The following is a 20,741-nucleotide window of genomic DNA, read 5'->3' on the forward strand; positions in this document are numbered from 1 at the left end:
GCGACGCCTGCGCGGCGCAGTGCGCGGGCCATCGCCGCAGGCCGATTGCGCTTAGAATCGGCGGTTCATGCCCGGTGGTCGGGTGGTCCCCACAACACACTCCATGTCCCCAGTTTCGCCTGCGCAAGACGCCGCCTCCGGCGGTTGGATCGTCCTCAAGTTCGGTGGCACCTCGGTGTCGCGCCGGCACCGCTGGGACACGATCGGCAAACTGGCCAGGCAACGTGCCGAACAGACGGGCGGGCGCGTGCTGGTGGTGGTATCGGCGCTTTCCGGCGTCACCAACGAGCTGACCGCGATCGCCGAAGGCAAGGCCGGCGACGGCGCGCCGGACGCGCGCGCGCGCATGGCTGCGCTGGAGCAGCGCCACCGTGACTTCGCCGCCGAGCTGGACCTGGATGCCGACGCGGTCCTGGGCGGGCGCATGTCCGCGCTGCGCGCGTTGCTCGACGATCCGCGCGCGGCGTCGCGTCCGCTCGACTGGCAGGCCGAGGTGCTGGGCCAGGGCGAGCTTCTCTCTTCCACGCTCGGCGCCGCCTACCTTCGCGCGCAGGGCCTGGACATGGGCTGGATGGACGCGCGCGACTGGCTCGACGCGCTGCCGCCGCAGGCCAACCAGAGCGAGTGGTCGCGGCGGCTGTCGGTGAACTGCCAGTGGCAGGCGGACGCGGCATGGCGCGCCCGCTTCGCGCAACAGCCCGCGCGCCTGCTGATCACCCAGGGCTTCATCGCCCGGCACCAGGACGGCGGTACCGCGATCCTCGGCCGCGGCGGCTCGGACACCTCGGCCGCCTATTTCGGCGCCCTGCTCGGCGCTTCGAAAGTGGAGATATGGACCGATGTGCCGGGCATGTTCAGCGCCAATCCGCGCGAAGTGCCCGACGCGCGCCTGCTCAGCCGGCTCGGCTACGCCGAGGCGCAGGAGATCACCACCACCGGCGCCAAGGTGCTGCACCCGCGTTCGATCAAGCCGTGCCGCGATGCCGGCGTGCCGATGGCGATCCTGGACACCGAGCGCCCGGAACTGCCCGGCACCACCATCGACCGCAGCGCGGCGACGGTGCCGGGGGTGAAGGCGATCAGCCGCCGCAACGGCGTGGTGCTGGTGTCGGTGGAGGACATCGGCATGTGGCAGCAGGTCGGCTACCTGGCCGAGGTGTTCGCGCTGTTCCGCAAGCACGGCCTGTCGGTGGACATGATCGGCACCTCGCAGACCAACGTCACCGTGTCGCTGGACCCGAGCGAGAACCTGCTCAGCGAGAACGTGCTGGCGGCGCTGGCCGAAGACCTGGAGAAGATCGGCCGGGTCAAGGTGATCGTACCCTGCGCCGCGGTCACCCTGGTCGGCCGTGGCATGCGCTCGCTGCTGCACAAGCTGTCGGAGGTGTTCTCCAGCTTCGGCCACGAGCGGGTGCACATGATCTCGCAGTCGTCCAACGACCTGAACCTGACCTTCGTCATCGACGAGGCCGATGCCGACGGGCTGCTGCCCGACCTGCACGCCGCGCTGATCGACAGCGGCGCGATGCCGGTGCTGGAGAAGGACGTGTTCGGTCCGCGCTGGCGCGAGATCGACGGATCGCTGCGTCCGCGTCCGGTGCCGTGGTGGCACGGCGAGCGCGGGCGGCTGCTGGCGATGGCCGCCGAAGGCACGCCGCGCTACGTCTACCACCTGCCGACCGTGCGCGAACGCGCGCGCGCGCTGAAGTCGGTGGCGGCGGTCGACCGGCGCTACTACGCGATCAAGGCCAATCCGCACCCGGCGATCCTGCGCGCGCTGGTCGAGGAAGGCTTCGGCCTGGAATGCGTGTCGCTGGGCGAGCTGCAGCACGTGTTCGCCGCGGTGTCGGGCCTGGATCCGGCGCGCGTGCTGTTCACCCCCAGCTTCGCGCCGGTGCACGAGTACGAGGCGGGGTTCGCGCTCGGCGTCACGGTGACCGTGGACAGCGTCGAAGCGCTGCGGCGCTGGCCCGAGGTGTTCCGCGGGCGCCAGATCTGGTTGCGCATCGACCTGGGCCATGGCGACGGCCACCACCAGAAGGTCAACACCGGCGGCAGGGACTCCAAGTTCGGCCTGTCGGCGCAGCGCGTGGACGAGTTCGTCGACGCCGCGCGCGCGCTCGGCATCGCCATCACCGGCCTGCATGCGCACCTGGGCAGCGGCGTGGAGACCGCCGGCCACTGGCGGCTGATGTGCGACGAGCTGGCCGGGTTCGCCCGCCGCATCGGCACGGTGGCCACGCTGGACATCGGCGGCGGCCTGCCGATCCCGTACAGCGCCGACGACGAACCGTTCGACGTGGCCGCCTGGGCGGCAGGCCTGGCCGAAGTCAAGGCGGTGCATCCGGCGTTCGGACTGGTGATCGAACCGGGCCGCTACCTGGTCGCCGAGTGCGGCGTGCTGCTGGCCCATGCCACCCAGGTGATCGAGAAGGATGGCGTGCTGCGAGTCGGCCTGGACGCGGGCATGCATACGCTGGTGCGCCCGGCGATGTATGACGCCTGGCACGACATCGTCAACCTGCAGCGCCTGGACGCGGCGGCTGACGGCGTTTACGACGTGGTCGGCCCGATCTGCGAGTCCAGCGACGTGTTCGGCCGCCAGCGCCACCTGCCGTCGGCCACCGCGCCCGGCGAGGTGATGCTCATCGCCGATGCCGGCGCCTACGGCCGAGCCATGTCCAGCACCTACAACCTGCGCGGGCTGCCGGCCGAGGACGTGATCGATGGCGCCGCGGACTGAGTTCATCGTGCTGGCGACCCTGGCCGGCGGCATCGTCGCCGTGCTGGGGTACCTGCTCGCGTCGGCATTCGTGTTCGAGCTGCAGCCGGTGGAGGCGTTGCGCCTGGCCGCGCAGTGGAGCCCGGCCGGCATTGCCGCGGCGTTCGCTGCGGCATGGATCGCCAGTGCCTGGCAGCGACGCGCCCGCGATGCCGGGCGTGCCTGGACCGCTCGTGCGATGGCGCTGCGCGCGACCGGGTTGGCCCTGCTGCTGTATCCGCTCACTGTCGCCTGCTGGACCGTGATCAGCGGCTGGCTCGACCAGCGCTTCGCCTCGGCGGGCATGCCGTTGCGCGAGCTGATGGCCTGGGTGCCGTCGATCGTCCTGGGCGCCACGCTCGCGGCCGTTCTCATCGCCACGCTTCCGGCATTCGTCATCGCTTTCTTTCTGTGCCGGCGCTACCTGCGCCGGCAACCCGGCTTCACCACAGGTATTGCATGAGCACTTTCGATCGAGACGCCATCCAGGCCTTCCGCTTCGTGCGCTGCGGCTTCGACGCGGACAGCGGCGTGGCCGAGTTGGCGTATGCCTTCGACGACGGCCCGGAACTGGTGGAAACCATCACCGTGCCCGGCGCACCGTTCGCCCTCGATGGCCCGCGCGCGGCGGCCGTGGAGCAGGCGCTGCGGCTGCTGCACCTGGTTGCCGGCGTCAGCTACTACAAGGCCGCCGTGCCGCCGCAGATCCGCATCGACGGTTATGCCATCGACGCGGCCACCGCTGGATTGCTGGAGCAGGTCTACCTCAACGGCCTGGGCGAGTTCGCCTATCGCAACGGCCTGGACCTGCACGGGCGCATCCGTTTCCCGGCGCAGGCGCAGGAGACCCCGCGCGCCGCGCCGGCGCTGGGCCTGGCGCCACGCGCGCTGGTCGCCATCGGCGGCGGCAAGGATTCGCTGGTCAGCATCGAGGCGCTGCGCGCGGCGGGCGTGGAGCAGGTCGTCACCTGGATCGGTGGCTCGCAGCTGATCCGCACCTGCGCCGAACGTACCGGCCTGCCCACGCTCAACATCGGCCGCGCGCTGGCGCCGGCGCTGTTCGATATCAACCGGCAGGGCGCCTACAACGGCCACATCCCGGTCACCGCGGTGAACTCGGCGATCCTGGTGCTGGCCGCGCTGCTGGCCGGCGCCGACCAGGTGGTGTTCTCCAACGAGCGCTCGGCCAGCTATGGCAGCCTCATTCCCGGCACCGGCGAAGTGAACCACCAGTGGTCCAAGGGCTGGGCGTTCGAGCGCGCATTCGGCGAGCACGTCGAGCGCACCGTGGCCGCCGACCTGCACTACTACTCGCTGCTGCGGCCGCTGTCGGAGCTGGCGGTGGCGCGGCAGTTCGCCAGGAACGACCACTACGACGCGCACTTCTCCAGCTGCAACCGCAACTTCCACATACTCGGCGAGAAGCCGGCGCAGCGCTGGTGCGGGCTGTGCCCGAAGTGCCATTTCGTGTTCCTGGCGCTGGCGCCGTTCATGCCCAAGACGCGGCTGGTGCGGATCTTCGGCCGCAACCTGCTCGATGACGCTTCGCAGGCGCCGGGCTTCGACGCGCTGCTGGAGTACCAGGACCACAAGCCGTTCGAGTGCGTGGGCGAGGGTCGCGAATCGCGCGCGGCCATGGCCGCGCTGGCCGCGCGCGCGGACTGGCGCGAGGACGCGCTGGTGGCGCGTTTCGCCCGCGAGATCCAGCCGCAGCTGGACCCGGGCGAACTGGCGCTGGAACCGCTGTTCGACATCGCCGGCGAGCACCGCGTGCCGGCGCCGGTCTGGGAGCGGGTGCGTGCGAATTTCGCAGCTTGATGGCCGGCGCGTCGCGCTGTGGGGCTGGGGCCGCGAGGGCCGCGCCGCCTGGCGTGCGGTCCGCGCAGCGCTGCCCGCGCTGCCGCTGACCCTGTTCTGCAATCCGGCCGAGGCGGCCGAAGCCGCCGCGCTGGGCGACGCGCTGCTGGATACGCGCACCGTGGCCGACGCGGAGGCGCTGTCGGCGTTCGATGTCGTGATCAAGTCGCCCGGCATCAGCCCGTACAAGCCCGAGGCGCTGGACGCGGCCGCGCGCGGCACGCGTTTCATCGGCGGCACCGCGCTGTGGTTCGCTGCCCATCCGCAGGCGCGCACGGTCTGCGTCACCGGCACCAAGGGCAAGAGCACCACCACCTCGCTGCTGGCGCACCTGCTGCGCGCCGGCGGCCACCGCACCGCGCTGGCCGGCAACATCGGCCTGCCGCTGCTCGAGGTGCCCGACGAAGCGGACCCGGAGTTCTGGGCGATCGAGCTGTCCAGCTACCAGACCGGCGACGTCGCTTCCAGCGACGTGCGGCCGGAGGTGGCGGTGGTGCTCAACCTGTTCCCCGAACACCTGGACTGGCATGGCAGCGAGGCGCGCTATGTCGACGACAAGCTGAAGCTGGTGACCGAGGCGCGGCCACGCACGGCCGTGCTCAACGCGGCCGACCCGCGCCTGGCCGCGCTGGACCTGCCCGACAGCCGCGTGGTCTGGTTCAACCGCGAGGACGGCTGGCACCTGCGTGGCGAGGCGCTGTACCGGGGCGATGCGTTCGTGTTCGACACCGCCGCGGTGCCGCTGCCGGGCCGGCACAACCGCGGCAACCTGTGCGCGGTGCTGGCCACGATCGAGGCGCTGGGCGTGGATGCCGCGCCGCTGGCGCCGGCCGCGCTGGATTTCCGGCCGCTGCCGCATCGCCTGCAATGGCTGGGCGAGCGCGACGGGCTGGCCTGGGTCAACGATTCGATCAGCACCACCCCCCACGCCAGCCTGGCCGCACTGGACTGCCATCGCGAGCGGCGCGTGGCGATCCTGCTCGGCGGCCACGACCGCGGGCTGGACTGGCACGGCTTCGCCGACCACCTGCGCCAGGCCGCCCCGCACGCGGTGGTGACGATGGGCGGCAACGGTCCCCGCATCCATGGGCTGCTGGCACCGCTGGCCGCCGAGGGCCGGTTTGCGCTGGAGGCCGCCGATGACCTGGCCGATGCGGTCGCGCGTGCGCGTCGCCTGCTGGGAGGGCACGGCGTGGTGCTGCTGTCGCCCGGGGCGCCCAGCTTCGGCGCCTACCGCGACTACACCGAGCGCGGCCGTCATTTCGCCGTGCTGGGCGGCTTCGATCCGGACGCGATAAGCGCCATCCCGGGGCTCGGCGTGGCCTGAAGGCGGTGCCGGCTGGCCCGGCTTCGGCGAGGCGCCCGCCCGGGCGTGCAGCCATCGCCGGATCCTCCCCGACCTCGGACCGACGGGCTCGGGCGAACGCGACGCGCCTGGCGGCAGCAGTGGCTCTGCCGGGGTACCGGGCATCGCGGCGGAGCAGCCGGTGCGCCGTGATGCCGCCGGCGACGCACCGCGCATTACACTCGGCCTTCCTTCGGCCGAGCCTGGAATCCCGACCATGCGCACTTCCCATGTCCTCGGCGGCGCCCTCGCCGCCGCGCTGCTCTCCCTGCATGCCGCGCCGGCCGATGCGAAGCCGCGCGCCGAACCGGTGGAGTGGAGCATCGGCAGCGAGCAGTTCAGTGGTTTCCTGGTCTACGACGACGAGGGCGATGCCAGGCGCCCGGGCCTGGTGATGGTGCCCAACTGGAAGGGCGTGAACGAATCGGCGATCGCCAAGGCGCGCCAGGTCGCCGGCGACGATTACGTGGTGCTGGTCGCCGACGTCTACGGCAAGGACGTGCGCCCGAAGACCGATGCCGAAGCCGCACCGGTCGCCACCGCCCTGCGCAACGACCGGCCGCTGCTGCGGGCACGCACCGCCAAGGCGGTGGACGTGCTCAAGGCGCAGGCCGGCAAGGCGCCGCTGGATCCGGCGCGGATCGGTGCATTCGGGTTCTGCTTCGGCGGCACCGCGGTGCTGGAGCTGGTCCGCGGCGGCGCGCCGCTGGCCGGCGCGGTCAGCCTGCACGGTGGCCTGGGCACGCCGATGCCGGCGCCGGCCGGTGCGGTCAAGGCGCCAGTGCTGGTGCTCAACGGCGCCGCCGACAAGGCGGTGCCCAACGAGGACATTGTCGCTTTCGGCAGGGAAATGGATGCCGGCGGCGCGGACTGGCAGTTCGTCAACTTCGGCGGCGCGGTGCATTGCTTCGCCGAAGCCGACGCCGGCAACGATCCGGGCAGCAACTGCCGCTATGACGCGCGCGCGGCCAAGCGCGCGTACCGGATCCTGGACGGCTTCTTCGAGGAACGCTTCGGCGAGTGACGGCAGGCGCGGCACGGCGACCGCGCCACCGGCCTAGTGCGTGCGCTCGACCGCGTAGCGGGCCAGTCCGCGCAGCGCCGCCATCGCTTCGCTTTCCGGCAACCCGGCGAGCGCGGCCTCGGCGGCGACGGCGTAATCCATCGCCCGGCGGCGGCTGTAGTCGAGGCCACCGGTGGCGTGGATCGCGGCCAGCACCTCCGGCATGGACGAGCTGTCGCCGTCCTGGACGATGGCGCGCAGGCGCTCGCGGGTGGCCGCATCCGAGCCGGCCATCGCATGGATCAGCGGCAGCGTCGCCTTGCCCTCGGCCAGATCGTCGCCCAGGTTCTTGCCCAGGTCGGCCGCGTCGGCGGTGTAGTCGAGCACGTCGTCGGCGATCTGGAAGGCGTAGCCCAGGTTCATGCCGTAGTCGTACAGCGCCTGCTGGGTCGCCGCATCGGCCCCGGACGCCAGCGCGCCCAGGCGGGTGCCGGCGGCGAACAGGACCGCGGTCTTGCGCTCGATCACCCGCAGGTAGGCGGCCTCGTCCGTGTCCGGATTGCGCACGTGCAACAGCTGCAGCACTTCGCCTTCGGCGATCCGGTTGGTGGTGTCGGCCAGTACCTGCATGACCTCCATCCGGTCCAGCTCGACCATCAGCTGGAAGCTGCGCGAATAGAGGAAATCGCCGACCAGCACGCTGGCCGCGTTGCCCCAGATCGCGTTGGCGGTGCTGCGGCCGCGGCGCAGGTCCGATTCGTCGACCACGTCGTCGTGCAGCAGGGTGGAGGTGTGGATGAACTCGATGATCGCCGCCAGCTGGTGGTGGTCGGCGCCGTTGCGGCCGCCAGCGGCCGTCGCCTGGCCGGCCAGGACCACCAGCATCGGCCGCAGGCGCTTGCCGCCGGCCGAGACGATGTGCTCGGCGACCTGGTTGATCAGCACGACGTCGGACGCCAGCCGCCGGCGGATCAGCGCATCCACCGACGCCATGTCCGTGGCCGCCAGGGCCTGGATCCGGGGCAGGGGGAGGTGGGGGAGGGGACTGGAGTGGTCTGCCATGCGGGCCGCCTGGGGAGTGCCTGAATTATAAGGGGCGGCCCCGTACAAACCCTACCCCGCGGCGCGGGATTCAGCGCTGGCGCGGGGTGCGCCGGTATACTCCAATGCCTCCTCTGCCCGGGCCCGGGCATGCATCGGAACCCAACACTATGGCGCGTGGCATCAACAAGGTGATCCTGGTCGGCAACCTCGGCGACGATCCCGAAACCAAGTACACCCAGTCCGGCATGGCCGTCACCATCGTCCGCCTGGCCACCACCAGCGTGCGCAAGGACCGCGACGGCAACACCCAGGAACGCACCGAGTGGCACCGGGTGAAGTTCTTCGGCAAGCTCGGCGAGATCGCCGGCGAGTACCTGCGCAAGGGCTCGCAGTGCTATGTCGAGGGCAGCATCCGCTACGACAAGTTCACCGGCCAGGACGGGCAGGACCGCTACATCACCGAGATCGTCGCCGACGAGATGCAGATGCTCGGCGGCCGCGCCGGTGGCGGTGGTGGTGGCGAAGGCTATGCCGACCGCGGCGAGCGTCCGCAGCGCAGCGCGCCGCCCCGGCGCGACTTCGCCCCGCGCGGCGGCGCCCCGGCCGCGGCGGCGGCCGCACCCCAGGCCGGCGGCGGCTTCACCGACGACTTCGCCGACGACGACATCCCGTTCTGAGGCCAGGCGACCCGCGCGGGGATGCCGGCGCCACGGCGTCCCCTCCAGTCGCCCAAGCCGGCAGGTGGCCGCGCGACGCCGGCTCGCGTAGCCGCCGCCCCGTCCCCGCGGGCGCGCTGCCAGGACGGCGCCTCGCCCTATCGCGCCGGCCCTGTGTTCGCCGTTTCATGGCCACGCGCGGACTGTGACTGCCGGCATGGCGCCCGCCCATCCCGTTCGCTAGTCTGCTCTCCAGGGGCCGCGCGAGCGGTTAGGGGAGGGGGAGCATGATCCGCAACCGTGGAGCGGGCGCCGCATGGGCGCTCTGCGTGCTGTTCGCATTGGTACCGCAGGCGGCGCCTGCGGCCGTGGACGTCGAGTCGTTCGTGAAGCGCGAGCAGTTCCGCGACGTGCAGGTGTCGCCGGGCGGAACCTACCTGGCCGCGACGTTGCCGATGGAGGATCGCACCGGCCTGGTGATCCTGCGCCTGTCCGACCGCAAGGTCACGGCGAAGTTCTCGCTCGGCCGCAATACCGACATCGCCTGGTTCCAGTGGGTCAACGATGGCCGCGTGCTGCTGGGCGTAGCCGACAAGTTCGGCATGCTCGCCCGGCCCCGGGCCACCGGCGAGATCGTGGGCCTCGACGCCGAAGGCGGCAAGGGCGAGATGCTGGTGGGCCAGCGCGTGGAGGGCGGTGGCGCCGGCACCCGCATCCAGCAGCGCAAGCCGGAGCTGGTCTGGGCGCGGCTCACCGACGACCTGCCGCAGGACGATCGCAACGTCATCCTGACGGTCGCCAGTTTCGACGACGACGCCTATACCCGCGCCGAGAAGATGGACGTACTGAGCGGGCGCCGGGTGGTGGTGGCGCGCGTCCCGGTCCGCAACGCGAGCTTCACCACCGACCACCAGGGCGTGGTCAGGCTGGCCATGGGGGCCGACGGCGACAATCTCAGCCGCGTCTACTACCGCGCCGGCGACGACGCGGAGTGGACGCTGGTCAACAGCGAAAGCGCGAGCAAGCGCCGCGAGACGCCGCTGGGCTTCTCCGCCGACGGGAAGTCGGTCTACCTGCGCAGTGACCAGCCGGATGGACCGGACTCGATCGTCGCCTGGGACGTGGACAGCGGCCAGCGCCGCGAAGTGCTGCGCGACGATGCCGTCGACCCCTACGAGGTCATCTATGCGAGCAGCGGACCGCGCGAGCCCATCGGCGCCCTGTTCATGGATGGACGCCCGCGCACCGCGTTCTTCAAGGCCGACCACCCCGATGCGCGCCTGCAGCGGATGCTGGAGCAGGCCTTCGACGGCGAGCTGGTGAGGATCACCTCGCGTACCGCTGATGGCCGGCTGGCACTGGTCCTGACCTCGTCCGACCGGAACAGCGGCGACTTCTTCCAGTTCGACACGTCGGCGAAGAAGGCCGGCCACCTCCTCAGCCGGCGTGCCTGGCTGGATCCGCTCGCGATGGCCGAGACCCGCCCGGTCCTGTTGCGTGCCCGCGACGGGCTGCCGCTGCACGGTTACCTGACCCTGCCCCGCGGCGCCGAGGGCAAGGGCCTGCCGCTGGTGCTGCTGCCGCACGGCGGACCCTATGGAGTCCAGGACACCTGGGAGTTCGGCGAGGAGCAGCAGTTGCTCGCCGCCGCCGGCTATGCCGTGCTCCAGGTCAACTATCGAGGGTCCGGCGGCTACGGCCACCGCTTCGAGCAGGCCGGCGCGCGCCAGTGGGGCCGCTCGATGCAGGACGACCTCACCGATGCGACGCGCTGGGCGATCGCGGAGGGACTGGCGGATCCTTCCCGCGTATGCATCTACGGGGCCAGCTACGGTGCGTATGCGGCGCTGATGGGGGTGGCCCGCGAGCCTGCGCTCTACCGCTGTGCGGCCGGCTACGTCGGCGTCTACGACCTGGCGACGCGCAGCCGGGCGCTCGCCGGCGGTGCGCGCTCGACCGAGACCTGGTCGGAGGATTGGCTGGGCAGCGACCCGGCCGAACTCGCGGCCACCTCGCCCAACCGCCAGGCCGCAAGCATCCGCGTGCCGGTGTTCCTGGCGGCGGGCGGGGAGGACGAGATCACCCCCGTCGTGCACACCCGGATGATGGAGCGGGCGCTGATCGCGGCCGGGGTGCCGGTGCAGACGCTGTACTACCCGACCGAGGGCCACGGCTTCTACAGCGTGCCCCACCGGGTCGAATACTACGGACAGCTGCTGGATTTCCTCGACCGGCACATCGGCGCCAGCAGGCCCCGTTGAGGGGAGCGGGCCGGTACTGGACTTGCCCCGCCGTCGCCGATAGCGTGTCCTCCTTCATTTCAGCAGTAACCAGGGGGATTGGCCGATGGCCGGGAACAAGGGAATTCCGCAGCTCACCTTCCGCGCCGTGGTCCTGGCCGTCGTCCTGGCGGTGGTGCTGGCGGCGGCCAATGCCTACCTGGGCCTGTTCGCCGGCCTGACCATCGCCACGGCGATCCCGGCGGCGGTGGTGTCGATGGGCGTGCTGCGCCTGCTCGGCGGCGGCACCATCCTGGAGAACAACATCGTCCAGACCGGCGCCTCGGCCGGTTCGTCGATCGCCGCCGGCGTGATCTTCACCATCCCGGCCCTCGTGATCATGGGCTACTGGCCGGAGTTCAAGTACTGGTGGGTGCTGGGCATCGCCGGCCTGGGTGGCCTGCTCGGCGTGCTGTTCTCGGTGCCGTTGCGGCGCACCATGATCGTCGAGGACCCGTTGCCGTTCCCCGAAGGCAAGGCCGCGGCCGAGGTGCTCAAGGCCGGCGAGAACCCGGGCCCGGGCCTGAAGATCCTGGCGCTTGCCGGCGCGATCGGCGCGGTGGTCAAGCTGGCCGCCACCAGCGGCCTGCGGGCGATCCCCGATACCGCCGCGGGCGCGACCTTCCTCGGCAAGTATCTCGGCTACATGGGCACGAACCTGTCGCCGGCGCTGCTGGGCGTGGGGTATATCGTGGGCCTCAATATCGGCATCGTGGTGGTGTCCGGCAGCATCCTGTCCTGGCACATCGCCATTCCGCTCTACCATGCATTCTTCCTGGCCGGCGACCCGGTGCTGTCGGCCGCGCTGGCCGGGGCCAGCGCCGAGGACGCCGCGTTCGGCATCTGGTCGAGCCAGATCCGCTACCTGGGCGTGGGCGCGATGCTCACCGGCGGCGTGTGGACCCTGTTCTCGCTGCGCAAGTCGCTGGTGTCGGGCGTGCGCAGCGGCTTCGCCGCCGCGCGCAAGGGCAGCGGCGCGGCCGTCGCCGAAACCGAGCGCGACCTGCCGATGAAGTGGATGCTGGTCGCGCTGGTCGCCTTCGTGGTGCCGCTGTGGATGCTGTACCACGCCATCGTCGGGGTCTGGGGCATCAGCCTGCTGATGACGGTGATCATGATCGTGGCCGGCTTCCTGTTCGTGTCGGTGTCGGCCTACCTGGCCGGCCTAGTCGGTTCGTCGAACAACCCGGTCTCGGGCATCACCATCGCCACCATCCTGTTCGCCTCGGTGGTGCTGATGCTCCTGCTCGGGCGCGACTCCCCGATCGGCGCGGTGGCCGCGATCATGATCGGCGCGGTGGTGTGCTGCGCGGCGGCGGTCGGCGGCGACAACCTGCAGGACCTCAAGGCCGGTTACCTGGTCGGCGCCACGCCGTGGAAGCAGCAGCTGATGCTGGGCATCGGCGCGTTCTCCTGCGCGCTGGTCATGGCCCCGGTGCTGAACCTGCTGTCGCAGGCCTACGGCATCGGCGCGCCGACCGCCGAGCATCCCAATGCGCTGTCCGCGCCGCAGGCCACGCTGATGGCGGCGGTCGCGCGCGGCCTGTTCGGCGGCGACCTGCCATGGGGCATGATCGGCGCCGGCGCGGTGGTCGGCGCGCTGATCGTGGCCCTGGACGAGTGGCTCAAGGCGCGCGGTTCGAGCTTCCGCGTGCCGGTGCTGGCCGCGGCCATCGGCATCTACCTGCCGCTGGAGCTGATGGTGCCGATCTTCCTCGGCGGCCTGATCGCACATTTCGTCGAGCGCTTCCACGGCCTGCGCGCCGGCGACGAGGAGGCGCGCGACCGCATCCACCGGCCCGGCACGCTCTATGCGGCCGGCCTGATCACCGGCGAGGCGCTGATGGGCATCGCCATCGCGGTCCCGATCGTGATGACGGGACGCGCCGACGTGCTGGCCCTGCCGCAGCACCTGCACCTGGGCGAGGCGGCCGCGCAGTGGCTGGGCCTGGTGGTGCTGGCGCTGGTGGGCTGGCTGCTGTACCGCGTGTCCACGCGCAAGGCCGCGGTCGCGCCGGGCGGCTGAAGCCGCACCGGTCCGGATGCGCCGGGCAGGCATGACCTTCCGCCTTTGCCCGGTCCACCGCCAGCGCCTACCATCCGGGGTTTGCCCGTGCTGGAGCCCCGGATGAAGCCTGCTTTCAAGTCCATCGCCCCGATCCTGCCGCTGGCCCTGGCGGCCGCGCTCGGGGCGGTTCATGCCGCCCCGGCCGAGGCCGCCCGCGGCTTCGACGTGCGCGACCTGCAGAAGCTGGACCGCGTGTCCTCGCCGGTGCTCTCGCCCGATGGCAGCCTGCTGGTATTCGCCAAGCGCGAGATGCTCGGCGGCAGCGGCCAGGACCTGGGCAAGGCCTCCACCTCGCTCTGGATCCGCGATCTCCGCACCCGCGACCTGGCTCCGCCCAAGCGCCTCAGCCCGGTCGGCTGGAACGTCAACTCGCCGGCGTTCTCGGCCGACGGCCAGTGGCTTTACTTCCTGAGCGCGCAGTCCGGCACCCAGCAGGTGTACGTCATGCCGGCAACGGGCGGCGCACCGAAGCAGGCTACGCACCTGCCGCTCGATGTCGGTACCTTCAAGGTCGCGCCCGATGGCAGGCGGCTGGCGGTAAGCATGGAGGTCTTTCCCGACTGCGGCGCCGACCTGGCCTGCACGGTCAAGCGGCTCGACGAGCGCAAGGCGTCCCAGTCCAGCGGCGTGGTCTACGACCAGCTGTTCGTGCGCCACTGGGACACCTGGGAGGACGGACGCCACAACCGCCTGTTCGTGACCACGCCGTCCACCGGCAAGAATCCGCAGGGCGTGTTCCTGGTCGACTCGTTGACCGGTTCGCCGGGCCCGGGCAACGTGCCATCCAAGCCGTTCGGCGGCAACGACGAGTACACCTGGTCGCCGGACGGCGAGTCGATCGTGTTCGCGATGCGCCGCGCCGACCGCAAGGAAGCCTGGTCGACCGATTTCGACCTCTACGAGTACCGCGTCGGCCAGCCGCTGAAGAGCCTGACCTTCGACAACCGCACCGACCCGAAGGCGGCCTCGCCCGGTCCGCAGGGCCAGAACCGCGCCTGGGACACCGGCCCGGTGTTCAGCGCCGACGGCAGGACCCTGTACTACCGCGCGATGAAGCGCCCCGGCTTCGAGGCCGACCGCTTCGCGCTGATGGCGCGCGACATGGCCACCGGCACCACCCGCGAGATCGCGCCCGGCTGGGACCGCAGCGCCGACGGCATCACCCTGTCGGCCGACGGACGCACGATCTACACCACCGCCCAGGACATGGGCGAGCACCCGCTGTTCGCGGTCGACATCGCCACCGGCAAGGTCGAGAAGGTGGTCGGCGACGGCAGCATCTCCGCCTTCGGCATCGCCGGCGACACGCTGGTGTTCACGCGCAACACGCTGGCCAGCGGCGACCAGCTGTTCGCCACCTCGCTGTCCGACACCGGCGCGCTGCGTGCGATCACCCCGGCCACGGGCGAAGTGCTGCAGGACGTGGCGTTCGGCGACTACCAGCAGTTCAGTTTCGCGGGCTGGAACGGCGAGACCGTGCACGGCTACGTGGTCAAGCCGTGGAACTACGAGGCCGGCAAGACCTATCCGGTGGCGTTCCTGATCCACGGCGGCCCGCAGGGCAGCTTCGGCGACGGCTGGAGCTACCGCTGGAATCCGCAGACCTATGCCGGCCAGGGCTACGCGGTGGTGATGATCGATTTCCACGGTTCCACCGGCTATGGCCAGGCCTTCACCGACGCGATCAGCGGCGACTGGGGCGGCAAGCCGCTGGTCGACCTGCAGAAGGGCTGGGCCGCCGCGCAAGCCAAGTTCCCGTTCCTGGACGGCGATCGCGCCTGCGCGCTTGGGGCCAGCTACGGCGGCTACATGATCAACTGGATCGCCGGCAACTGGTTCGACGACAAGGGCAACGCGCCGTTCAAGTGCCTGGTCAACCATGACGGCGTGTTCGACACCCGCTCGATGGGCTACGTGACCGAAGAATTGTGGTTCACCGAATGGGAGAACCGCGGCACGCCGTTCGACCAGCCGGAGCACTACGAGAAGTTCAACCCGGTCAACCACGTGGCCAAGTGGAAGGTGCCGATGCTGGTGGTGCAGGGCGAGAAGGACTACCGCGTGCCGGTGGACCAGGGCCTGTCGACATTCACCGCACTGCAGCGCAAGGGCATCGAGTCGAAGCTGCTGTACTTCCCGGACGAGAACCACTGGGTGCTCAAGCCGGCCAACAGCGTGCTCTGGCACGACACCGTCAATGCCTGGCTGAAGAAGCACATCGGCCAGTAACGACGGGAAGGGCTGGCGTTCGCCAGCCCTTCTTCCAAGAACCGAGGAGATCCAGATCGATGGCCATAGAAGCCGCCGCACCGTCCACCGCGCTGATCCAGAACGATGCCGTCGTGATGGGCCTGCTGGCCGCCACGCTGGCCTTCGTCTTCTGGGGCGCCGCGCGCCCCGCCGGCGCGTGGAAGAAGTTCTACGCAGTCGTACCGGCGCTGTTGATGTGCTACCTGCTTCCGGCGATCTACAACAGCGCCGGCCTGGTCGACGGCAGTGCGTCCGGGCTCTACGCGATGGCGCGCGACTACATGCTGCCGAGCTCGCTGGCGCTGTTCTGCATCGCCATCGACCTTGGCGCGATCCTGCGGCTGGGCCCGAAGGCCATCATCATGTTCCTCACCGGCACCGTGGGGGTCATGCTCGGCGCGGTCGTGTCGTTCATCGCACTGGGCGTCATCCACCCCGAGACCGTGGCCGGCGACACCTGGAGCGGCATGGCGACGCTTGCGGGCAGCTGGATCGGCGGTGGTGCCAACCAGGCCGCGATGAAGGAAGTATTCGCGGTCGATTCCACCCTGTTCGGGCAATTCGTCGCGGTGGACATCCTGGTCGCCAACGTGTGGATGGCGTTCCTGCTGTTCCTCATCCCGCGCGCGGCGAAGATCGACCGCTGGATGGGGGCGGATACACGCACGATCGACGAGCTCAGGGAGCGCATGGAGAGCTACCAGGCGCAGCACGCGCGCAATCCCACCCTGACCGACCTGATGATCATCCTGGGCATCGGCCTCGGCACGACGGGCCTGGCGCACTTCCTGGCCACGCCGCTGGTCGAATGGATCAAGACCTTGCCGCCCGAGTGGAGGCTCGAGGACTTCAGCCTGACCTCCACGTTCTTCTGGATGGTCGTCATCGCCACCACGGTCGGCCTGCTGCTCAGCTTCACCCGGGCCCGGCAGATGGAGGGAGCCGGCGCATCGAAGGTCGGCACGGCGATGCTCTACGTCCTGATCGCCACCATCGGCATGCATATGGACTTGAAGGCGCTGGTCGACCGGCCGTGGCTGTTCCTGCTGGGCGTGATCTGGATCGCGACCCACGGCCTGCTGCTCTTCATCGTGGCCAAGCTGATCAGGGCGCCCCTGTTCTTCGCGGCGGTGGGCTCGCAGGCCAACATCGGCGCGGCGGCCTCCGCCCCGGTCGTCGCCAGCGCGTTCCATCCTTCGCTTGCGCCGGTGGCGGTGCTGCTGGCGGTGTTCGGGTATGCGCTGGGGACCTACTGCGCCTACATCACGGGCATCGTGCTGCGGGGCATGGCGGGATAGGATCGCTGCCGGTGCCGCCGCGCTGACCGGCGCGGGAGTGCGCTCGGGCCCGCGGTTGCGCGGCGCCGGAAGCAGGAAGGGGCGAAGCCACCGGCTTCGCCCCTTTGCCTTTTTAGCGCGGCATTCCGCTCAGCAGCAGCGGAACCCAGAGCGCCCGCCGAAGCGGGCCTCCTGGCGTTCGCGGAAGAAGGTCTTGTAGTCCATGGGTTCGCGGTCCGGGTGCTTCTCCAGCACGTGGCGGACGTAGTTGTCGTAGTCCGGCACGCCGCAGCACAGCCGGGCGGTCTGGACCAGCCTCCGCCACACGCGCCTGTGCGTGGCGAAGTGGTCGAGCGGGACGAGCTGGGTGCCCATGGTGATCTCCTTACAGCCAGGCCTTGACCTGGTCGTCGCCGAGGGCGACGAACGGCGTCTCGCGGTCGGTCCGCTCGCTGCTGCGTCGGGCCTTGGCGATGGCGCGGATCGCATACACCAGCACGCTGAACACCACGAACAGGAACAGCACGGTCAGCGCGGTGTTGACGTAGCTGTTGACCACCACCTGGTTCATCTGGCCCACGGTCTTGGCCGTGCCCAGCAGCTGCCCGTCGGCGATCGCCTGCTGGTACTTGCGGGCCTGGGCGACGAAGCCGACCGCGGGGTTGGCGTCGAAGATCTTGATCAGGCCGGCCCAGGTGGTGCAGATCAGCAGCCAGATCGTCGGCACGATCGTGACCCACGCGTAGCGGTCGCGCTTCATCTTGAACAGCACCACCGTGCACAGCATCAGCGCGATCCCGGCCAGCATCTGGTTGGCGATGCCGAACAGCGGCCACAGGGTGTTGATGCCGCCCAGCGGGTCGACCACGCCCTGGTAGAGGAAGTAGCCCCACAGCGCCACGCAGCCGGCGGTGCCGATCACGTTGGCGCCCCACGACTCGGTCCTGCGCAGCGCCGGCACGAAGCTGCCCAGCAGGTCCTGCAGCATGAAGCGGCCCGCGCGCGTGCCCGCATCGACCGCGGTGAGGATGAACAGCGCCTCGAACAGGATCGCGAAGTGGTACCAGAACGCCATCATCGAATCGCCGCCGGGCAGGGCGTCATGCAGGATCACCGCGATGCCCACGGCCAGGGTCGGCGCGCCGCCGGCGCGGGAAATGATGGTGTGCTCGCCGATGTCCTTGGCCGTCTGGGTGAGCACGTCGGGGGTGACCACGAAGCCCCAGCTGCTGACCTTGGCGGCCACGTCGGCCACGTCGGTACCGATCGCCGCGGCCGGGCTGTTCATCGCGAAGTACACGCCCGGCTCGATGATCGAAGCGGCCACCAGCGCCATGATCGCCACGAACGACTCCATCAGCATGCCGCCGTAGCCGATGTAGCGGGCGTGGGTCTCGTTGGCCAGCAGTTTCGGGGTCGTACCCGAGGAGATCAGCGCGTGGAAGCCCGATACCGCGCCACAGGCAATGGTGATGAACAGGAACGGGAACAGCCCGCCCTTCCACACCGGGCCGTCGCCGGTGCTGGCGAACTGGGTCAGTGCCGGCATCTTCAGCGAGGTCACTTCCGGGCTGGCTATCACTATTCCGATGGCCAGGGCCACGATCACGCCGATCTTGAGGAAGGTCGACAGGTAATCGCGCGGGGCCAGCAGCAGCCACACCGGCAGCACCGCGGCCACGAAGCCGTAACCGATCAGCATCCAGGTGATCTGGGTGCCGGTGAAGGTGAAGGCCGGGCCCCAGGTCGGATGCGCGCCGACCTTGCCGCCGAACCAGATCGCCAGCAGAAGGAGGACGATGCCGACCACGGAGATCTCGCCGATCTTGCCGGGCCGGATGTAGCGCATGTAGATGCCCATGAAGATCGCGATCGGCATCGTCGCGATCACCGTGAACATGCCCCACGGACTCTCGGCCAGGGCCTTCACCACGATCATGGCCAGCACGGCCAGGATGATGATCATGATCAGGAACGCGCCGAACAGGGCGATGGTGCCGGCGACCGGTCCCATCTCCTCGCGTACCAGGTCGCCCAGCGAGCGGCCATCGCGGCGGCTGGAAATGAACAGGACCATGAAGTCCTGCACCGCACCGGCCAGCACCACGCCGGCGATCAGCCAGAGCATGCCGGGCAGGTAGCCCATCTGCGCGGCCAGCACCGGGCCGACCAGCGGGCCGGCGCCGGCGATGGCGGCGAAATGGTGGCCGAACAGCACGTGCTTGTTGGTGGGCACGTAGTCCAGGCCGTCGTTGTGGATGTGCGCGGGCGTGGCCCGGCGCGGGTCCAGCCCCATCACGTTCCTGGCGATGTACAGGCTGTAGTAGCGGTAGGCGACCAGGTAGATCGATACCGCGGCCACGACGATCCACAGCGCGCTGATCTGCTCGCCCTGGCGCAGCGCCACGGTGCCCAGGCAGAACGCGCCTAGCAGCGCCAGCGCGGCCCAACCGATTTGGGAGAAAGCTTTCATGGGAGCCTCCGGGGGGATCGGACAAGGGTCGTCCCGTGCGCCGCGAAGGTCAATGAAACACGCGCGCGGCGCGCTAAGACTTTGGTCGCATGTGCGGTTGCAGCATCACAAACGGCGTGAAGGAGCGTGCCCCGGCGTGCGCGCCCTCACAGCCAGCGCGCCCGCTTGAACAGCCGGTACAGCACTACGCAGATCCCGGCGACCGCAACGATCAGCAACGGATAGGCGATCTTCGGCTCCAGTTCGGGCATGTGCGCGAAGTTCATGCCATACCAGCTGGTGACCAGGGTCGGGGCTGCCAGCAGCGCGGCCCAGGCGCCGAGCCGCTTGACCGTTTCACCCTGGGCCAGCGTCACCAGCGACAGGTTCACGCTCAGCGCGGTGCCGAGCATGTCGCGCATGGTGTCGATGGTGTCGTTGATCCGCAGCACGTGGTCGTGGACGTCGCGCAGGTACACGCGGACTTCCTCGCGGATCAGCAGGCCCTGCGCCACCTGGCTGCGCATCACCTGCGCCAGTACGTCCTGCAGCGGCGACACTGCCACGCGCATGTAGGTGAGGTCGCGCTTGAGGTCGTACAGGCGCACGACGATCGCGCGCCGGTAGGTGTCGGAGAAGATGTCGCGCTCGAGCGCGTGCAGGGTGTCGCGATGCTCGTCGACGATCGGCGCGTAGTTGTCCACGATCAGGTCGAGCACCGCGTACAGGCCCATCGCCGGACCCAGCTTGAGCAGCTCCGGCTCGCGCTCCATCCGGCTGCGCGCCGGCGCGTAGGACAGCGAGCCGCCATGGCGCACGGTCAGCAGGAAGCGCGCGCCGAGGAAGGCATGGGTTTCGCCGTAGCGGATCTGGCCGTCGACCATCTGCGCGGTGTGCACCGCCAGGAACAGGGTGTCGCCGTAGGCCTCGACCTTCGGGCGCTGGTGCGCGTTGCGCGCGTCCTCGACCGCCAGCGGGTGCAGGCCGAGCTCCTCCTGCAACTGCGCCAGCACCGCGTTGGCCGGCTCGTAGAGCCCGACCCAGGCGAATCCGGGCGCGCCCTCCTGCAGCTTCTCGCTGAGCTGCTCCAGCGGCAGGTCGTGGCGTTGGCCCTCGCCGTCGTACCAGACGCAGTTGATGACGCAGGCGGGATTGGCGGGAAGGGCGGAAACGTGGGGATGGTCCATGCTTCGAATCCTGCGCCGGGTCGCTGTGGCGGGCAAGCCGTGCCGGCAATTCGGTACCGAAAGCCGGTGGGCCCGCTTCCCCCGCGTAGGAGCCCATCCTCATGGGCGACCGGGGCACCGGCCCAACGAGGCCGTCGCCCGTGCCGACGGCGCCGGGTCGCCGATGAGGATCGGCTCCTACCACCGCGACGGTGGACACCCTTGTAGGAGCCCATCCTCATGGGCGACCGGGTCGCCGGCCCAACGAGGCCGTCGCCCGTGCCGACGGCGCCGGGTCGCCGATGAGGATCGGCTCCTACCACCGCGACGGTCGACGCCCGTGTAGGAGCCCATCCTCATGGGCGACCGGGTCGCCGGCCCAACGAGGCCGTCGCCCGCGCCGACGACGCCGGGTCGCCGATGAGGATCGGCTCCTACCACCGCGACGGTCGACGCCCGTGTAGGAGCCCATCCTCATGGGCGACCGGGTCGCCGGCCCAACGAGGGCGTCGCCCGTGCCGACGGCGCCGGGTCGCCGATGAGGATCGGCTCCTACCGCCGCGACGGTGGACGCCCGTGTAGG

14 protein-coding genes are annotated in these 20,741 nt (G+C 70.3%); 10 read left to right on the plus strand and 4 right to left on the minus strand.

Going from position 1 to position 20,741, the window contains the following annotated elements; all coding sequences use genetic code 11:
* The first annotated feature begins 103 nt into the window (after window positions 1-103).
* The 5 genes from ABKA19_RS12235 (at window position 104) to ABKA19_RS12255 (ending at window position 6,987) form a co-directional block, all read left to right on the plus strand.
* Window positions 104-2,743: a bifunctional aspartate kinase/diaminopimelate decarboxylase gene (locus tag ABKA19_RS12235; protein ID WP_353689135.1), complete on the plus strand. Its 2,640-nt coding sequence runs from the start codon at window positions 104-106 to the stop codon at window positions 2,741-2,743.
* The gene (locus tag ABKA19_RS12240) at window positions 2,727-3,224 is read left to right on the plus strand and encodes a hypothetical protein (protein WP_353689136.1); all 498 of its coding nucleotides are present in this window, start codon (window positions 2,727-2,729) and stop codon (window positions 3,222-3,224) included. Before ABKA19_RS12235 ends, ABKA19_RS12240 begins: the two co-directional genes overlap by 17 nt.
* Complete coding sequence (murL, locus tag ABKA19_RS12245; protein ID WP_353689137.1) at window positions 3,221-4,579, plus strand: UDP-N-acetyl-alpha-D-muramoyl-L-alanyl-L-glutamate epimerase; 1,359 nt, start codon at window positions 3,221-3,223, stop codon at window positions 4,577-4,579. The genes ABKA19_RS12240 and murL overlap by 4 nt, the downstream gene beginning before the upstream one ends.
* On the plus strand, window positions 4,560-5,945 hold the full coding sequence (murD, locus tag ABKA19_RS12250) for a UDP-N-acetylmuramoyl-L-alanine--D-glutamate ligase (protein ID WP_353689138.1): 1,386 nt from the start codon (window positions 4,560-4,562) through the stop codon (window positions 5,943-5,945). The genes murL and murD overlap by 20 nt, the downstream gene beginning before the upstream one ends.
* Before the next feature lie 235 nt (window positions 5,946-6,180).
* Window positions 6,181-6,987: a dienelactone hydrolase family protein gene (locus tag ABKA19_RS12255; RefSeq protein WP_353689139.1), complete on the plus strand. Its 807-nt coding sequence runs from the start codon at window positions 6,181-6,183 to the stop codon at window positions 6,985-6,987.
* 33 nt (window positions 6,988-7,020) lie between these two features.
* Here ABKA19_RS12255 and ABKA19_RS12260 read toward each other — a convergent pair whose 3' ends face one another.
* Complete coding sequence (locus ABKA19_RS12260) at window positions 7,021-8,028, minus strand: polyprenyl synthetase family protein (RefSeq protein ID WP_353689140.1); 1,008 nt, start codon at window positions 8,026-8,028, stop codon at window positions 7,021-7,023.
* Between the two features lie 149 nt (window positions 8,029-8,177).
* Here ABKA19_RS12260 and ABKA19_RS12265 point away from each other — a divergent pair, with 149 nt between their 5' ends.
* The 5 genes from ABKA19_RS12265 (at window position 8,178) to ABKA19_RS12285 (ending at window position 16,561) form a co-directional block, all read left to right on the plus strand.
* Window positions 8,178-8,687, plus strand: coding sequence for a single-stranded DNA-binding protein (locus tag ABKA19_RS12265; protein WP_353689141.1), 510 nt, complete (start codon window positions 8,178-8,180; stop codon window positions 8,685-8,687).
* 266 nt (window positions 8,688-8,953) lie between these two features.
* The gene (locus ABKA19_RS12270) at window positions 8,954-10,927 is read left to right on the plus strand and encodes an alpha/beta hydrolase family protein (protein ID WP_353689142.1); all 1,974 of its coding nucleotides are present in this window, start codon (window positions 8,954-8,956) and stop codon (window positions 10,925-10,927) included.
* 85 nt (window positions 10,928-11,012) lie between these two features.
* Window positions 11,013-12,971: an OPT family oligopeptide transporter gene (locus tag ABKA19_RS12275; protein WP_353689143.1), complete on the plus strand. Its 1,959-nt coding sequence runs from the start codon at window positions 11,013-11,015 to the stop codon at window positions 12,969-12,971.
* Between the two features lie 102 nt (window positions 12,972-13,073).
* On the plus strand, window positions 13,074-15,242 hold the full coding sequence (locus ABKA19_RS12280) for a prolyl oligopeptidase family serine peptidase (RefSeq protein WP_353689144.1): 2,169 nt from the start codon (window positions 13,074-13,076) through the stop codon (window positions 15,240-15,242).
* Between the two features lie 59 nt (window positions 15,243-15,301).
* The gene (locus tag ABKA19_RS12285) at window positions 15,302-16,561 is read left to right on the plus strand and encodes a DUF819 family protein (RefSeq protein WP_353689145.1); all 1,260 of its coding nucleotides are present in this window, start codon (window positions 15,302-15,304) and stop codon (window positions 16,559-16,561) included.
* Window positions 16,562-16,690: 129 nt separating this feature from the next.
* Here ABKA19_RS12285 and ABKA19_RS12290 read toward each other — a convergent pair whose 3' ends face one another.
* From ABKA19_RS12290 to ABKA19_RS12300, 3 genes are all read right to left on the minus strand, one after another.
* Complete coding sequence (locus ABKA19_RS12290; RefSeq protein WP_162376774.1) at window positions 16,691-16,915, minus strand: YbdD/YjiX family protein; 225 nt, start codon at window positions 16,913-16,915, stop codon at window positions 16,691-16,693.
* Window positions 16,916-16,925: 10 nt separating this feature from the next.
* The gene (locus ABKA19_RS12295) at window positions 16,926-19,013 is read right to left on the minus strand and encodes a carbon starvation CstA family protein (protein WP_353689146.1); all 2,088 of its coding nucleotides are present in this window, start codon (window positions 19,011-19,013) and stop codon (window positions 16,926-16,928) included.
* A gap of 146 nt (window positions 19,014-19,159) precedes the next feature.
* Window positions 19,160-20,179: a magnesium and cobalt transport protein CorA gene (locus ABKA19_RS12300; RefSeq protein ID WP_353689147.1), complete on the minus strand. Its 1,020-nt coding sequence runs from the start codon at window positions 20,177-20,179 to the stop codon at window positions 19,160-19,162.
* Window positions 20,180-20,741 lie beyond the last annotated feature (562 nt).

The sequence above is a fragment of the Pseudoxanthomonas sp. Soil82 genome (genome assembly GCF_040446535.1).
GTDB lineage: Bacteria > Pseudomonadota > Gammaproteobacteria > Xanthomonadales > Xanthomonadaceae > Pseudoxanthomonas > Pseudoxanthomonas kaohsiungensis.

Excerpts from the sequence above, each read along its gene's own strand:
- ABKA19_RS12235 (WP_353689135.1), top strand. The coding sequence starts at position 104 with ATGTCCCCAGTTTCGCCTGCGCAAGACGCCGCCTCCGGCGGTTGGATC.
- ABKA19_RS12240 (WP_353689136.1), top strand. The coding sequence starts at position 2,727 with ATGGCGCCGCGGACTGAGTTCATCGTGCTGGCGACCCTGGCCGGCGGC.
- murL (WP_353689137.1), top strand. The coding sequence starts at position 3,221 with ATGAGCACTTTCGATCGAGACGCCATCCAGGCCTTCCGCTTCGTGCGC.
- ABKA19_RS12255 (WP_353689139.1), top strand. The coding sequence starts at position 6,181 with ATGCGCACTTCCCATGTCCTCGGCGGCGCCCTCGCCGCCGCGCTGCTC.
- ABKA19_RS12260 (WP_353689140.1), bottom strand. The coding sequence starts at position 8,028 with ATGGCAGACCACTCCAGTCCCCTCCCCCACCTCCCCCTGCCCCGGATC.
- ABKA19_RS12265 (WP_353689141.1), top strand. The coding sequence starts at position 8,178 with ATGGCGCGTGGCATCAACAAGGTGATCCTGGTCGGCAACCTCGGCGAC.
- ABKA19_RS12270 (WP_353689142.1), top strand. The coding sequence starts at position 8,954 with ATGATCCGCAACCGTGGAGCGGGCGCCGCATGGGCGCTCTGCGTGCTG.
- ABKA19_RS12275 (WP_353689143.1), top strand. The coding sequence starts at position 11,013 with ATGGCCGGGAACAAGGGAATTCCGCAGCTCACCTTCCGCGCCGTGGTC.
- ABKA19_RS12280 (WP_353689144.1), top strand. The coding sequence starts at position 13,074 with ATGAAGCCTGCTTTCAAGTCCATCGCCCCGATCCTGCCGCTGGCCCTG.
- ABKA19_RS12285 (WP_353689145.1), top strand. The coding sequence starts at position 15,302 with ATGGCCATAGAAGCCGCCGCACCGTCCACCGCGCTGATCCAGAACGAT.
- ABKA19_RS12290 (WP_162376774.1), bottom strand. The coding sequence starts at position 16,915 with ATGGGCACCCAGCTCGTCCCGCTCGACCACTTCGCCACGCACAGGCGC.
- ABKA19_RS12295 (WP_353689146.1), bottom strand. The coding sequence starts at position 19,013 with ATGAAAGCTTTCTCCCAAATCGGTTGGGCCGCGCTGGCGCTGCTAGGC.
- ABKA19_RS12300 (WP_353689147.1), bottom strand. The coding sequence starts at position 20,179 with ATGGACCATCCCCACGTTTCCGCCCTTCCCGCCAATCCCGCCTGCGTC.